General features: G+C 69.7%; 14 protein-coding genes. 6 read left to right on the forward strand and 8 right to left on the reverse strand.

Annotated elements, in window-relative coordinates; translation table 11 throughout:
- Nucleotides 1-134: 134 nt before the first annotated feature.
- The 4 genes from OG538_RS00395 to OG538_RS00410 all read right to left on the reverse strand — a co-directional run bounded on the left by OG538_RS00395 (nt 135) and on the right by OG538_RS00410 (nt 5,192).
- Nucleotides 135-1,082, reverse strand: a complete 948-nt coding sequence (locus OG538_RS00395; protein ID WP_406088946.1) for a hypothetical protein — start codon at nt 1,080-1,082, stop codon at nt 135-137.
- Nucleotides 1,079-2,503, reverse strand: a complete 1,425-nt coding sequence (locus OG538_RS00400) for a methyltransferase domain-containing protein (protein WP_406088947.1) — start codon at nt 2,501-2,503, stop codon at nt 1,079-1,081. The genes OG538_RS00395 and OG538_RS00400 overlap by 4 nt, the downstream gene beginning before the upstream one ends.
- On the reverse strand, nt 2,500-3,816 hold the full coding sequence (locus OG538_RS00405) for a prenyltransferase/squalene oxidase repeat-containing protein (RefSeq protein WP_406088949.1): 1,317 nt from the start codon (nt 3,814-3,816) through the stop codon (nt 2,500-2,502). Before OG538_RS00405 ends, OG538_RS00400 begins: the two co-directional genes overlap by 4 nt.
- A gap of 1,118 nt (nt 3,817-4,934) precedes the next feature.
- Nucleotides 4,935-5,192 carry a hypothetical protein gene (locus OG538_RS00410; protein WP_406088950.1) on the reverse strand — a complete coding sequence of 86 codons (258 nt, stop codon included), beginning with the start codon at nt 5,190-5,192 and terminating at the stop codon, nt 4,935-4,937.
- Here OG538_RS00410 and OG538_RS00415 point away from each other — a divergent pair.
- On the forward strand, nt 5,191-5,724 hold the full coding sequence (locus tag OG538_RS00415) for a GNAT family N-acetyltransferase (protein ID WP_406088951.1): 534 nt from the start codon (nt 5,191-5,193) through the stop codon (nt 5,722-5,724). The genes OG538_RS00410 and OG538_RS00415 overlap by 2 nt on opposite strands.
- Nucleotides 5,725-6,350: 626 nt before the next feature.
- Here OG538_RS00415 and OG538_RS00420 read toward each other — a convergent pair.
- Entirely contained in the window at nt 6,351-6,611 is a 261-nt protein-coding gene (locus OG538_RS00420; protein ID WP_406088953.1) for a hypothetical protein, read from the reverse strand.
- 51 nt (nt 6,612-6,662) lie between these two features.
- Between OG538_RS00420 and OG538_RS00425 the strand changes: the two genes are divergently transcribed.
- Nucleotides 6,663-7,025, forward strand: coding sequence for an SRPBCC family protein (locus OG538_RS00425; RefSeq protein ID WP_406088955.1), 363 nt, complete (start codon nt 6,663-6,665; stop codon nt 7,023-7,025).
- Nucleotides 7,026-7,327: 302 nt separating this feature from the next.
- On the opposite strand, the gene OG538_RS00430 is transcribed toward OG538_RS00425, so the two are convergent.
- Nucleotides 7,328-7,825 (reverse strand): MarR family winged helix-turn-helix transcriptional regulator, encoded by a 498-nt coding sequence (locus OG538_RS00430; RefSeq protein WP_406088957.1) that lies wholly within the window; start codon nt 7,823-7,825, stop codon nt 7,328-7,330.
- 96 nt (nt 7,826-7,921) lie between these two features.
- On the opposite strand from OG538_RS00430, the gene OG538_RS00435 reads away from it, so the two are divergent.
- Complete coding sequence (locus OG538_RS00435) at nt 7,922-8,386, forward strand: SgcJ/EcaC family oxidoreductase (RefSeq protein WP_406088958.1); 465 nt, start codon at nt 7,922-7,924, stop codon at nt 8,384-8,386.
- A 56-nt stretch (nt 8,387-8,442) separates the two neighbouring features.
- On the forward strand, nt 8,443-9,138 hold the full coding sequence (locus OG538_RS00440) for an SgcJ/EcaC family oxidoreductase (RefSeq protein WP_406088960.1): 696 nt from the start codon (nt 8,443-8,445) through the stop codon (nt 9,136-9,138).
- 267 nt (nt 9,139-9,405) lie between these two features.
- Here OG538_RS00440 and OG538_RS00445 read toward each other — a convergent pair whose 3' ends face one another.
- Nucleotides 9,406-10,851, reverse strand: coding sequence for an FG-GAP and VCBS repeat-containing protein (locus OG538_RS00445; protein ID WP_406088962.1), 1,446 nt, complete (start codon nt 10,849-10,851; stop codon nt 9,406-9,408).
- Between the two features lie 264 nt (nt 10,852-11,115).
- Here OG538_RS00445 and OG538_RS00450 point away from each other — a divergent pair, with 264 nt between their 5' ends.
- Nucleotides 11,116-11,256 (forward strand): hypothetical protein, encoded by a 141-nt coding sequence (locus OG538_RS00450; RefSeq protein WP_406088963.1) that lies wholly within the window; start codon nt 11,116-11,118, stop codon nt 11,254-11,256.
- Nucleotides 11,257-11,585: 329 nt separating this feature from the next.
- On the forward strand, nt 11,586-12,362 hold the full coding sequence (locus OG538_RS00455) for a DUF4097 family beta strand repeat-containing protein (protein WP_406088965.1): 777 nt from the start codon (nt 11,586-11,588) through the stop codon (nt 12,360-12,362).
- A gap of 6 nt (nt 12,363-12,368) precedes the next feature.
- Here OG538_RS00455 and ppk2 read toward each other — a convergent pair whose 3' ends face one another.
- Complete coding sequence (gene ppk2 / locus OG538_RS00460) at nt 12,369-13,304, reverse strand: polyphosphate kinase 2 (RefSeq protein WP_406088967.1); 936 nt, start codon at nt 13,302-13,304, stop codon at nt 12,369-12,371.
- Nucleotides 13,305-13,396: the final 92 nt, after the last annotated feature.

A 13,396-nucleotide genomic window follows, 5' to 3' on the forward strand; every position in this document is an offset into this window, starting at 1 on the left:
CCGCCCAAACCCACACGATCAGGCGACCACAAGACCGTCATACCGGCTCAGAATGACCTCTCAGTGCTGCGCGGCCGGAGCGAGCGGCTCAGCCCGCCCAGCGCCGTCGTGCCCTGCGCCGATCGGGCGGTCCGTCAGGCCGGTCGGCGGGGGAAGCGGGAGGCGGCGGCGCGCGCTTGGAGCGCTCGGATCTCTCCGGCCGAGAGGTTCAAGGCCTGCGCGGCCAGGTTGAATTCGTCCGCCAGGGTGCGCCCTGTGTGCAGCGGCACGTCCGTGTTGAGGGAGACCGGGACGCCGGCCGCCAGAACCGTCGGCAGGGGATGAGACGCCAGCCTCGGCACCGCCCCCAGTGCCAGGTTCGAGCTCAGCGACACCTCGGCCAGGATCTCGTCGGCTGCCATCCTGCGCAGCAGCGCGGCACTGGTGGTACAAGACAGGCCGTGTCCGATCCGGTCCGCGCCCAGCAGGTCCAGGGCCCGCCAGATATGCTCCGCGGTCCCGAACTCCCCGGCGTGCACCGTCCTCCCCAGGCCCGCGCCGGCCGCCGCTCGGGCCAGCGGCACGAAGGGACGGACGTCCGGGTGGGCCTGCTCGTCCCCTGCCACGTCCACGCCCACGAAGACCAGTGGCAGCTCCCCTATCCGGTCGGTCAGCTCCCCGATGAAGTTGGCCGGGCTGTTCCGGTTCACCAGCAGCACTGCCGAAACCACGGGATCGCGCAGCGGCCCCAGCACCTGCTGCGCAGTGCTGGTGAACTCCTCCCAGGCCATCCCGTCCAGCAGCAGCCGACGCGGCGAGAGCCGCAGTTCCACGTGGTCCGCGCCTTGGGCGGCCTGTTCGGCGTGCACCTGGGAGAGGAACAGACCGAGGTCACCCGGACCGGTCCGGGACCGGTCCGGGCGGTCGGTGCGGTGCGCCGCGAAGAACCGGTCCCTGGAGCTGAAATCGCGAACAGCCAGGCCAAGTTCGCGGCGCTTACGTTCCTCTGGCTCAAGGTGGAGGTGGAGGTGGGGGCAGACCGGGACCGGGAGTGTGCCGCAGCCGCCGTCGGCGAGGGTGTCCGCAGTTCCGGGGCCGTTCACGTCGCGCGGCGGAGGCGGAGTTTTCTCCACTGCTGGAGTTCGGAAGAAGAGTCCCGCTCCTCCGTGGTCCAACTGCGCTCCACCTCGAAGCCGGCCTCACGGGCGAGAGGTGCCAGGTCCTCGTGCCGGTAGTAGAAGAAGTGCCGGCAGAAGGGGTTCTCGCCGCCCATCGGCAGTGCGGCGTGCCCGTCGCCCTCCTTCACCGAGACGTGCAGGGCGCCCCGGCTACCCAGCACGCGGTGGAACTCGACCAGCGCGCGCAGCAGTTCGGCGGGTGGCAGGTGAAGCAGCACGGCCGAACACCACACCGCTCCCACCGCCCCGGCCGCCAGTGGTACGGCGCGCACGTCCCCGGCGACCCGGCGGAGTCGGGGGTCATCCGGGATCATCGACAGCAACGGCAGGCAGGCGTCCAGGGCAATCACCCGGCGGCCGGTGCGGGCGAAGCAGAGCGCGTCCCGGCCGGCGCCGGCCCCGGCGTCCAGGACAGTTCCGTCAGTGGCGCCGGCCAGGTCGGCGATCTCGCCGGGCAGGGCGGAGTCCGCCCCGTACTGCTGGGTGCCGGCCGCGTAACTGTGGGCGGCGGCCCCGTACGCCAGTAACGTCTCGCGCAGCCAGCGCTCCGTCTCACCCTGGTCGCCCGCGGGCCCCCGGAGGTGGTCGGCCGTCTTCTGGCAGTGGGTCAGGAACGGGAAGGCGGCCCAATCCCAGAGGTCGGGCTCGTCGAGGGTTCCCGCCCAGACGCGGCGTGCGTACTGGGAGGGGAGGTTCGGATCGGACAACAGGTACCCCTCGTCGCGTTTCCAGGTGCAGAAGTAGTAGTTCCGATTGCGGTGCGCCGTGTCTATCAGGTCCGAGAGGCCTGTGGTCCGGCGACTTCCGGAAGCGACGAACAGCCCGGCCCGGGACTCATCCGAAAGCGGGAAGACATGAAGGTGGGCATGGATGATGCAGGAGCCCCCGGAGGAGTGAGCCGGAGCGTGGCCCGTGGGGTGACCGGCTGCCGCACTCCCGGAGGAACCGTGTTCGACCAGCACGGTCGGGCTGCCGAGCTCCCGGCCCACACGGTCGGCGTACTGCCAGGCCAGGTCGAAGGCCTCAGCCAGCTCGGCCGGCGCCAGCTCGCCCAGGCTGGCGGTGTGTCGCCGGGGCACCACCAGCAGGTAGCCGGGGCGCAGGGACCCCAGGCCGGAAAGCACGTCGATGGCTGCGGTGCGGGTGATCAGCCGGGAGAAGCCGGTGTCGGATGCGCCGAGCGGGTACGGGTTGCCTGTGGCGAACGCGCCTGCCAGCCGGACCTCCTCGCACATCTCGCACTGCTCCGGCGGTGCGGCGAACACGGTGTCCCGGGGTGCGTGGGCGGCCGACCGCCCGTGCGGCCGGGGGCGGGATTGCGAGGGCGTCCGCTCGGGCGCGCTCACGGGTTTCCCCGGGGCCGGGCCGGCGGCCTGCGGTGGTCCCACGCGTACTGGAACACCATCAGCAGGATCGGCAGGATCAGCGCGGTCAGGAAGTCCTTCATGGAAAAGCGGCCAGTCGCCAAAAGGACGGCCGGGATACCGGTGGTCAGGAGCGCGACCACCCAGAGCACCAGCGTGAGCCACTTGCTGCGCAGCCAGTCGAAGAAGGCGTTGCGGATCAGCAACTGGCGGGTCAGGTCCTGGGGCTGGTCCTCGCTCTGGATGATGGCGCAACCCGGGTAGAGCAGATCCGCCCGGCTGCGGGGCGTGGAGAGCACCGCGCCCCGGACCGCGGACAGCGCCGAAACGAAAGGCCACACCGCCCACACCGAGGGCCGCATGGGGCTACGGGGCAATTCCCAGCAGCCAGACTCGAGTTGGGTGTCGAGAATGCCGGTGACCAGGTTGAACACCTTGGGCTGGAGGGGGTTGACGACGCCCGTGGCGCAGATAGCGGAGAGCGCGAGCGGGCCGGCGAAGTGCGGCAGGGAGTTCTGGAAGACCGCGGGTGTCCCGGCGTCGTCGAAGGGGACGTCGTACTCCTCGACCGTGGTGCTGCGCTCGACGTGCACCCCCGGCTCGACCCGCTCCAGTAGCCACTCGGCCGTCTGCCGCATGGTGTTGGTGCTCAAGGCACCGGGGATCCGGGACAGCGCCATCAGGGCCATGCTGGTGTGGACCACGGTCGGCTCTGTGCCGGGGAGCGGCCCCCAGCCGGGCGTCTGCGGGTTCTGTACGTCGATCAGCCAGCGCTGGGCATTGGTGAGGGCTTCGCCTTCCGCCCCGGCCTCGTGCAGGGCGAGCATGTTGAGAGCGGTGAGGAAGACCCGCGAGGGCCGGCCGCGGTAGGAGCCCCAGCCGAAGTCGACGTTCTGCTGGGCCCGGAGCCATTCAATGCCCAGCCGTACGGAATCCCCGGAGCCCAGCGCGATGCCGGGCCGGCTGAGCGCCCGCAGCACCCAGGCGGTGGCCTCGCCTATGGGGAAGCCGTTGGTCGTACGCACCGGCCAGCCGCCATGCCCGCCGTCCGGCGAGAGGCGCTGCTCGCCGGTGAGGTACGAGACCACTTCGGCGGAGCGCTCGAAACGCAGCCCTGCCAGGCCGAAGGTGAACAGCCCGACGGCGGAGGCGGTGATGCCGGGTTGCGGATCGTCGAGGTAGTGGTACCAGCCGGCCGCGTCCGGGGCCGTGCGGAAGGTCTGACGCAGGCACCCGACGGCACGGTCGATGGACTCGGTCACGGCGGTACCGGACAGCTTGGCAGCGGAACGCACGCCTGTCTCCCCCTGGTTAGGTACAGCTTCCCGATCCTGCATCAGGCCGCGCGCTCAGCGACTTGACGCGACCGGACGGTAGCCCCAGTGTGCCCGCCCCAGCCTGCCCTGGCACCGCTTTCTGCCGGAGCAGACGTTGACAGGTCAAGATCGGCGACGGTGGCGTCCAAGGGAGCGGATGCGAGGAAATAGGCCAGTTCGTCGGGCTTGGTTATGCTGCGGCGGGCGAGCATCGAGCGTTGCCGGGTCGGCTCGTCGCCGTCGAACTCCCGGACCGCCGGCAGTCGGGCGGCAGCCCAGCCGTGCAGCCGCGGTCCATTGGACCGTCGCCGCAGGAGAGCCGCTGCCATGCCTCGTCGGGGGCCCTTCCCGGGCCATTAGGGACGCCGACGCCGTTCGCGACGACGTCCGTGAATACACCGTCGAAAACGTCCACGCCGAAGCAGGAACGGGTATCGGTGTCCCGAAGCCGAGTCGGTCGGCCTCGCACCTCCGAAGTGACGGGCGCGGGCCGGGGCGGCGAGACCTCCAAGAGCGTCAGCGCGGTGTGGATGGTGGGGGTCGGTGGCGATCCGGATCAGGAACGGTACGGCGAGAGCTGCGGCGGCCCGGCTGTCGTCGGTGCACATACCGATCAGTACAGCCATCGCATGGCGTGCGGTCCCGTCTGCGGTGTGCAGCTGCCGAACGGCATCTCGGGCCTCCTCCCCATGAGGGAAATTCCCCCACGGAAGATCGTCGAGGAACGCTCTGTTGCTGGTATCGGGCCGGGTAGCCGGCACCACAGCACGGACGTCGAACGGGCCTCCCGCGAACGCGGCCGCATCGGCCCCGTCCACCAGAGCACGGCACATCGCGCCGTCGGATCAGTCCGCCAGTCCCCCACACCACTGCGCCCCATCGTCGAATCCACAGAGATTCGATCATGCGCAATCCGGACGACTCGAATCCACCCGGCAGTCGGGGCAGCACACTGCAGACGTTCGTGATCCCGAAAGACCTCCGCTCTGCCGCGATCGGGTGGGCCATCAATCGCGCCCTGGGAGGGAGCCGGGTGTGAGTGGTGAGGTCGTCCAGATTGTTCACGGTGGCGGGTTCAGCTCGGGCCACAGTTTTCCTCAGATGCAGTACGCGCATGCTCTCTCGCCGTAAATAACCCCGTACGGGGTCAGGGCGATGACGCCGACACCACGCGAGAAGGTCTCCGGGCCGATGCTGAGCGGGCTCCCCCCAAGAGATGGGGCGATCGCGGGTGCAAAGTCGAACGCGGCCCACTTCCATTTGTCCGCGTCGTCCTCGGATTCCAGCGCGGGGTCCCATACGGGCTGGAGGCCAAACTCCTTCGGCGCGCCCACCCGTGACATGGTTGCTGCCATGACAGATAGCGCCGCTCCAAGCAGTGAGGTCGTACTCGAGACAAGTCGCCTGCTGCTCAGACCCTGGCGGGTAGCCGAGGCTGTCGTCCAGCGTGAGCTGTGGACCGAACGTGATCCACGAGTGCCGCCGCACCGTCGCATCGACGCGGATGGAAACCCAACGGTCGCGGAACTCGAGGATTCGATCCGTAACAACCAGCTGTGGTCGACCGGGTTGCTGGCGGTCGAGCGGAAGGCCTCACGTGACGTCATCGGCTACTGCGGGCTGGTCGACAGCGGGCGAGGACCGAAGGGGGAACCGGAATTGGCGTTCGAGCTGCTACGCCGAGTCTGGCGTCAGGGATACGCGACCGAGGCCTCGTTGGCGGTTCTGGAATGGGCGAGATCATCTGGGTACGAACGTCTGTGGGCCACGGTCTGGGACTGGAACACCGCTTCTCGACGTGTGCTGGCCAAGGTCGGATTCACGGCCGAGCGCAAGGAAGTGGACGCGGTGCACGGAACCAACCTGTACACCACAAAGCGGCTCTGACACGCACCCTCTTGACCTTGCGGACGGCCGTGCACTGCTGGCCGGTGTCACCCATGCCGTTGGCAGAAGCGGATGCGGTACGCGCTCGATGCCGGGACACCCAGGACGCGACATCACGGCGCCCTTCGGTCCGTTGTCTCTGCGTCCCGCGGACTCCGGTTGGTCGGACACGGTCGGTTCAGGCATCCAGCCTGCCTCCGCCCGTCTCATCGTCGTCCGCACGCCGCTGTGCACGTTCAGCGCTCGGGCTCTGACAAGATTTCGTAGCCGGAGATCATCTCGATGACACGGTCGGTCGGTCCGCGTGGCGGCGACGGACGTGGGCCATGAGAGCGAAGCGGTGGCGGAGTAGTGGGACACCGGCGCGACCGGCCATGAGGCCTCTTTGCAGCTTGACGTCGGTGATGCGGCCTTCATTGACATGGGAGTTGCAAGAGGTGGTGATTCCCTGGGCGCCGGCATGCCGGTCCCCCGAAGGGCTGGGGCGAGGCCGATGAGAGGGGCCGGTCCGCTGTGCGTGAGGTCGTTCAGCCAGTCGGGCAGAGGTGTCGCGTCGTGGTCGGGCATGGTCGTGGTTGTCGAGCATGGCGGCGAACCTGCGGACCAGGTCGTGCGCCCGCCGGAGTTCAGGGCAACGGTCGGGGAGCCGGGGCAGGCAGCCGCGACGGGCGCAGGAATCGGTGGGCGGAGGCGATGTCCTGGACGCGGCGGGAGGGACCCTGCCACGAGTGGAAGAGGTCGCTGACCTGCACCGCGTCGGGAGATCCGGCCGTGACGCCCATCGGGTAGGTGAGGGAGCCGTCGCGGCGGACGACCTCGACACCGGGGTGCTCGCGGGTCCCCCATGCCCTGGTGGGGCCCCTTGGGCCGGTCTGCCCAACCAGCACACGCCGCCCTTCTGTGAGCATGGTGGGGAGGTGAGAAGAACAGTGCGCGCCGTGGGCGCGGCAAGCGTGGAGACGGTCTGGCAGCGGTACGTCCGGACAGCGGCCTGGCCCACGTGGGCTCCGCAGATCCGGGCTGTGGAGTCGGAGGCGGAACTGCGAGCGGGCATGCGCGGCCGAGTGGTGCCCGTGGTGGGGCCGGGGGTCTCCTTCGTCATCGAGGCCGTCGACCATCAGGCCCGCACCTGGCGGTGGCGGGTCCAGGCAGGTCCGGTGCGAATGCGTCTGTGGCACGCCGTCCGAGCCCGCACGCCATCCGGCACGGAAACCGAGCTGCACATCGACGGCCCCGCTCCGGTCGTGGTGGCATATGCGCCGGTGGCCCACCGCGCGTTGCGCCGTCTGGTGGCCCCCTGAGGCGGCACCGACGAGTGGGGCTTTGTCACGTCTCCGGGCAAGTTCCGGCCTTGATGACTTCCTGCTGGTGTGACGGTTGGTGAACTCGCTTCGTACAGGAGTCGTAGCAGCGGAGGTTTCCGTGCGGTGGGGCAATGACGTCGAAATCTCCCCCTGCCGCCGCGTCCCGGTGCTCGATCGCTCATTCAAAGGCGGGTGCGGAAATCGGGCTTGCGGGGCTGATCCCCCTGAGGTGATGGCCCCGCACGAGGTGACGGCCCCGCACGAGCGGATAGAGCCGCAGTTCAGGTTGGTTGCGGGGCTCAGCCCGGCTTCTCCGTGCGCCCCTTGCCCCGCCGGGGCGCGATGGCTCCGCGGATCTCCTCCGTGGCCGCGCGGAACGCGGGCGCCGCGCGGGCGAAGTAGTCGAAGAGCACAGCCTGCTGCTCCGGGGTGTAGGAGCCGATGACCGCCGCGATGTGCCTGCGGGCCGGTCCGACCACGTCCTCGACCCGGTCCAGCGCGTCCGCCACGGGCTCCACGATGACCCGTCGCCGGTCACTCGGATCGGCGGCCCGACGGGCGTAGCCTGCCCGTTCGAGGCGGTCGATGAGCCGGGTGGTCGCGCCTGTGGTCAGCCCGGTGCGGGTGGCGAGCTCGCCGGAGGACAGGCTCCCCTCCAGGGTGATGAGGCTGAGCGCGTACCACTCCGAGGTGTGCAGACCGGCTGCCTCGGCACTGGCCAGACCTTGGAGGCCGACGGCGTCCAGGTACTGCCGGAAGGTCGTGTGCGCGTTCGGGCCGTCGCCGCCTGTTGCCATTCTCAGGATCGCCTCCTACATTTATATCTGCACGCATGCAGATACTGCGTTCGATCAGTATCTGCATCAGTCTAGTCAATTGGAGAGTGATCCGTCATGCAGTCCACCACCGAGTCCGTCGCCTCCGTCCGGGCCGCGCTCGACCGGCTCGTCGCCGCCTGGGAGCGGCACGACGCCGAGGCGTACGGCGAGCTGTTCACCGAGGACGCCACGTACATCACCTACGTCGGCACCTTCTACCAGGGGCGCCGCGACATCGTCGAGAGCCACCGCACCCTCTTCGCAGGCTTCCTCAAGGGCACCCGGCTGGCCGACGAGATCATCGACGTCCGCTTCTACGGGCCCGACGTGGCCGTGGTGAACGGACGCGGGGACACCTACAAGGGCAAGCGCCCGGAGAAGCTCAGCAAGATCCAGACGTACACCCTCGTCCGTGACACGACCGCCGGCGCGGACGGGCAGTGGCGGATCGCAGCCTTCCAGAACACCAAGCGCAAGCCGCTGATGGAGGCCGTGTCCTACCGCTTCTCCCCGGGTCTCGTCCCTGCCGCCGAGCACTGACCGTGCGCAGCCGATCCGCGCCCACCCACACCCGAACGACCTTACGGAGAGCTCGCATGACCACCGATCAGATCAAAAGCCAGCTCAACGACCCGACCGGCGAGCGGGCCGACGGAGCCGACGCCCCGACCGCGCACCGTTCCCGGCGGCGCACCGTGAAGCGCGCCCTCGTCGCCACCGCGCTCACCCTCGCACTCACGGCCGGCGGCGGCTACCTGTGGCTCGACTCCACTTCGGAGGTCAAGGCCACCGGCACCGCCGAGTGCACGGCCGTCGCCCCGGCCTCGAGCGGTACGGGCCCCGCCCCCTCCACCAGCGACCGCGACGCCGTCTGTGGCGTATTGGCCTCGCTCGCCCGGGCCTGGGGCGCCGCCGACGCCGACGCGTACGGAGCCCTCTTCACCCCGGACGCGACGTACACGACCTACGTCGGCACCCACTACCAGGGCCGCGACGACATCACCGAGGCCCATCGGGCCCTCTTCGGCGGCTTCGTCAAGGGGACCGAGCTGGCCGACTCGATCCTGGGCATCCGCTTCCTCGGCACCGAAGCGGCCGTCGTCACAAGCCGCGGCGACACCTATGAGGGTGGTCGGCCGAAGGAGCTCTCGAAGGTCCAGACGTACACGCTGACCCGCGAGAGCGACGGGCAGTGGCGGATCGCCGCCTTCCAGAACACCCAGCGCCGGCCGGTCATGGAGAGGATCTCCTTCCTGCTGTCGCCCGACACGGTGCCCGGGGCCGAGAAGTGATGGGGAGGCCGTGAAGTGGCGGCCTGTGGCTGTGCGCCGGTGTCAGAGGCGACAGTCGGCGTGCTCGGTGGCCAGGTCCCACACCGTACGGACCGCCTCCACACACAGCTTGGCGGTCTGCGGGTCGTCGGCGTGGCCGGGCCGTGGCGGCGAACATCCGGGCCGCCGGCCGGTGGGCGGGGACGTACCGACGTACACACAGGGGCAGAACCTGAGCGTACGTCGGCACACCACACCCCGGACCCGGCTCCGGCAGAGCCCGGGCGTTCAGTTGGCGAAATCGTCGCCGAAATAGGAGATCCCGGCAGGCCCGCCGACCGATCCCGGACCGAAGGACGTCGATCCGGTGGCCGTGATGCCGCTGGACCCCGTCTTGAACAGCCAGACCGAGCCGACGCCGCTGTTCTCCGCGGCAGCACCGGTGACCAGTTCCGCACGGCCGTCGTTGTTGCTGTCCGTGACCCATACGGAGTCGCCGAACTCGTCATGGGTCTCGGCGGCGCCGGGGACCCCCGCCGTGTCCTGGGAGAAGCTCTTCGAGCCGGTCCCGGTCAGTCCCTTGGCCGATCCGCGGAGCACCGTGACCGTGCCGGCCGACTGCATGGATCCGAGGGACTCGCCCGTGGCGCCGACGGCGACGTCGGCGTACCCGTCGCCGTTGGTGTCACCCACGGACACGCTCCACCCGAAGCGGTCGTTCTTCTCGGCGGTGCCCGGGACCGAGGCGGTGTCCTGGGTGATCCGGACAGGGGTCCGGGTGGACAGACCGGAAGCGCTTCCGTACGTCACGGTGACCGCGCCGCCCGGACCGCCGTTCGGTTCATCGGCGGACTTCTCCATGAAGTTGCCGGTGATGATGTCCCCGTAACCATCCTTGTCGACGTCGGCGATTGCCGCCGCGTAGCCGCCCGCGAGGGTGCTCGACGCCTTGAGGCCGGTGGAGCTGCCCTTGTAGAGGACGCTGCGGGTGGCATACACGTTGCCACTCTCCTGCTGGCCCATGACGAGGAGGTCGGCCGCACCGTCCCGGTTGACGTTGCCGGCGACGAGTTTGTCGGGGTAGATGCCGGTGGCGGTGATGGTGTCGATGCCGACGAGGGCAGCGGCCTTGCCGGTACGGGAGATGGGGCCCTTGAAGATGTTCAGGCTCGGGGTGGAGTTGTTGCCGGCGGCAAGGTCGGTGTGTCCGTCGCCGTCGAAGTCGCCGGCCGCCAGGGCCCAGCCGAGCTCGTTCCGGTACTTGGGCAGCGGGGACGCGATGTCGGTGCCGGTCGTGAGACCGGCCGCCCCGCCCCAGATGACGGTGAGGACACCGAACGAGTCGGTGGATCCGATCCGCTCGGAGTGCACGCCGACCACGAGGTCGGTGTACCCGTCGCCGTCGAGGTCGCCCGTGGTGAGCCGGTCACCGAAGAGGTCACCGGCCTCCGGAGTGCCGGGGATGCCCGTGGTGGCCTGGCTGATGACCGCGTGCTTGGACTTGTCGAGGCCACTCTTGGTCCCGTAGACCACCGTGACGTAGCCGGCCCCTTCCTTGCCCGAGATCTTGCCGATGGGCGCGGCTATGACGAGGTCGCGGTAACCGTCGCCGTTGAAGTCGCCCTGCAGCCTGGAAGGCGCGGCGGAGGCGCTGCCCGCGCCGGCGACGAGCAGCGCGCCGGTGAGCGCGGCCGCGGCGGCGGTAGCGGTGGCGATACGGAGGCTCTGGTGCATGTGGGTCTTCTTCTCCTGGAGCGGGCGCCGGATGCCGGTGGTACGGCATCCGGAATTCGGAATTCGGTTGATCGGTCGGCACGGGTGCGGGGGCGTTCGGGTGCGTACGCGCGTGCGTTCAGGCGCGTACGTGCCTGTGCCCACGTCGTTCGGTGCAGATATGGACTACTGGAGTGCGCCTGGAGTTGTACGGGACAGGTGTGCCGTCACGTACCCCTCAGTCCGCCGCGATCCACTACCTCGGCGCGACTGTCCGTCCGCGGCATGAGCCTCTGGCAGGGCTCGCGGGTTCTTGAGCCCCTCGGGCGCCAGTGCACGGTCGGATCGTTGTGCACGGGAGCCGTGCACGTCGAGCACGGCCTGGAACTGTTGCCCGCCTCGCGGATGCAGCCCGCCACCGCGTAGGCGTGGCCCGGGCGGCTGAGGATGTCCATCTCCCGTCAGTCGTAGATCAGCATGTGTGCTCAGCTCGTCGATCAACTGGGACGGGCAACGCTGCGGGTCCACACAACTAGGGCGTGTGTCGCCGGTGCTCCAGGTTGGCTGGCGCGAGTGGGCGGGGGCGAAAACATCGATATGCCGGACTGGTCGAGCTGAAGGCTGCCGTCCGGCCTGGGGATCAGCCCGCGCCTGCACGCCAACGCTGACTCCCGCGGATCCGACCCGCGCTGTCCCGCTGAGCCACGGCCGTGTGCCATGCCATGGGATGGCTGCGCGCAGGGAAGGCGAGAGACATGAACCTCACGGCTTTCACGCATCGATCGCAATGGGCCGCGCTGCTGGCGACCGTTCCCCTCCTGGCCGCGTGCGGCGGAGACCCCGGCGCACGGCTCGATGGAGCGCCGCCCGACCTGGGCCGGGGATCGCATCTGGTGATCACGACCGACAACGGCGTGCGTCTGCGGCCGGCCGAAGACGACCGGGCGGTCATCGAGGCCCGGGTCGACAGCCGTTGGTCCCACCGCGACGACACCTGGGCCCTCGACCTGTCCTGCCCCGGGCAGGACGAGCCCGCGCCCGACAAGCAGGGCGATCACGAGGACGGGCAGTGCCCCCGCATGCCCGCGGTCGGCATCCCCGCGGGCGTCCCGGTCACGGTCACCGCCAGGAACGCGGGCATCGACGTGGTCGGCGTCGCGACGGCGCTGGACCTGACCACGGTCAACGGGGACGTGACGGTCGCCCGGTCCGGCCTCGGCGACGCCACTGTTCGGCTGGTCACCCGCAACGGCTCCGTGCGCGCGGGAACCCTGAGTTCGGCGCGGCTGCACGCGGAGACCGTCAACGGTGACGTCACGCTCGACAGCACCACCTCACCAGCCCGTCTCGACGCCGCCACGACCAATGGCTCGGTGCGGGTGACGCTGCCCGGCGACGCGCCCCAGTACGCCGCCGACGCGACGACGCAGAACGGCCGGACCTCGGTGGTGTTCCCCTCCGCCACGGAGCGGGACGGGCACGACATGACCCTGACCACCGTGAACGGCGACGTCACCGCCACGCGCGGCTGAGACCGGTCAGGGATGTTCGCCCGGCCCCTCGGCATGCGGGGCGAGGCGGGTGGGCGAGAGGGCGGTGTCCTCCTCGCCCGGTTCCAGCAGGGTGGCGGCCGGGCCCACGACGAGGGGGTCCGGCTTGCCGACCGCCTCGTCGCTCTTCGCCGTGTAGTCGATGCGGGCGAGCAGACTGCGCATCGCTTCGAGGCGCGCCCGGCGCTTGTCATTGCTCTTCACGACGGTCCAGGGCGCGTGCTCGGTGTCGGTGGCACGGAACATGTCGACCTTCGCAGTGGTGTAGTCGTCCCAGCGGTCAAGGGAGTCCACATCCGTGGGCGAGAGCTTCCACTGGCGGACCGGGTCGACCTGGCGGATGGCGAAGCGTGTGCGCTGCTCGGCGCGGGAGACCGAGAACCAGAACTTGACCACGATGATGCCGTCGTCGACGAGCATCTTCTCGAACTCCGGGCACTGCCCCAGGAAGAGCTCGTACTCGGACGGAGTGCAGAAGCCCATGACGCGTTCGACTCCGGCCCGGTTGTACCAGGAGCGGTCGAAGAACACGAGCTCGCCGGGCGCCGGCAGATGGGCCACGTAGCGCTGGAAGTACCACTGGCCGCGCTCGCGGTCCGTGGGCTTGTCCAGGGCCACGATGCGCGCGCCACGCGGGTTGAGGCGCTCCGTGAACCGCTGGATGGTGCCGCCCTTTCCGGCCGCGTCCCGCCCCTCGCAGACCACCACGACCCGTGCGCCGGTGCTCTTGGTCCACCGCTGGAGCTTGAGCATCTCGATCTGCAGGATGCGCTTGATCCGCTCGTACTCCCCGCGGTGGATCTTGCGGTCGTAGGGGTAGTTCTCGCGCCAGGTCCTGATCGGCATGCCCGCCTCGTCGAGCAGGATCGGCTGCTCGGGGCGGCTGGTGTCGACGGTCAAACCGTCCAGCAGCTGTTTCTCCATCCGGTCACGGTCCACCTGATCAAGCCTGTCACCCGTTCGGCCGTAGCGCCACCAGGCGGATGGGACGGTGAGCACGGGGCCACCCAAAAGGG

Source organism: Streptomyces sp. NBC_01013, assembly GCF_045162765.1.
GTDB lineage: Bacteria > Actinomycetota > Actinomycetes > Streptomycetales > Streptomycetaceae > Streptomyces.

What these genes read in the sequence shown, in the direction of transcription:
- OG538_RS00415 (WP_406088951.1), top strand. Translation starts at nt 5,191, where the DNA reads ATGACAGATAGCGCCGCTCCAAGCAGTGAGGTCGTACTCGAGACAAGT.
- OG538_RS00410 (WP_406088950.1), bottom strand. Translation starts at nt 5,192, where the DNA reads ATGGCAGCAACCATGTCACGGGTGGGCGCGCCGAAGGAGTTTGGCCTC.
- OG538_RS00430 (WP_406088957.1), bottom strand. Translation starts at nt 7,825, where the DNA reads ATGGCAACAGGCGGCGACGGCCCGAACGCGCACACGACCTTCCGGCAG.
- OG538_RS00435 (WP_406088958.1), top strand. Translation starts at nt 7,922, where the DNA reads ATGCAGTCCACCACCGAGTCCGTCGCCTCCGTCCGGGCCGCGCTCGAC.
- OG538_RS00440 (WP_406088960.1), top strand. Translation starts at nt 8,443, where the DNA reads ATGACCACCGATCAGATCAAAAGCCAGCTCAACGACCCGACCGGCGAG.
- OG538_RS00445 (WP_406088962.1), bottom strand. Translation starts at nt 10,851, where the DNA reads ATGCACCAGAGCCTCCGTATCGCCACCGCTACCGCCGCCGCGGCCGCG.
- OG538_RS00450 (WP_406088963.1), top strand. Translation starts at nt 11,116, where the DNA reads ATGAGCCTCTGGCAGGGCTCGCGGGTTCTTGAGCCCCTCGGGCGCCAG.
- OG538_RS00455 (WP_406088965.1), top strand. Translation starts at nt 11,586, where the DNA reads ATGAACCTCACGGCTTTCACGCATCGATCGCAATGGGCCGCGCTGCTG.
- ppk2 (WP_406088967.1), bottom strand. Translation starts at nt 13,304, where the DNA reads ATGGAGAAACAGCTGCTGGACGGTTTGACCGTCGACACCAGCCGCCCC.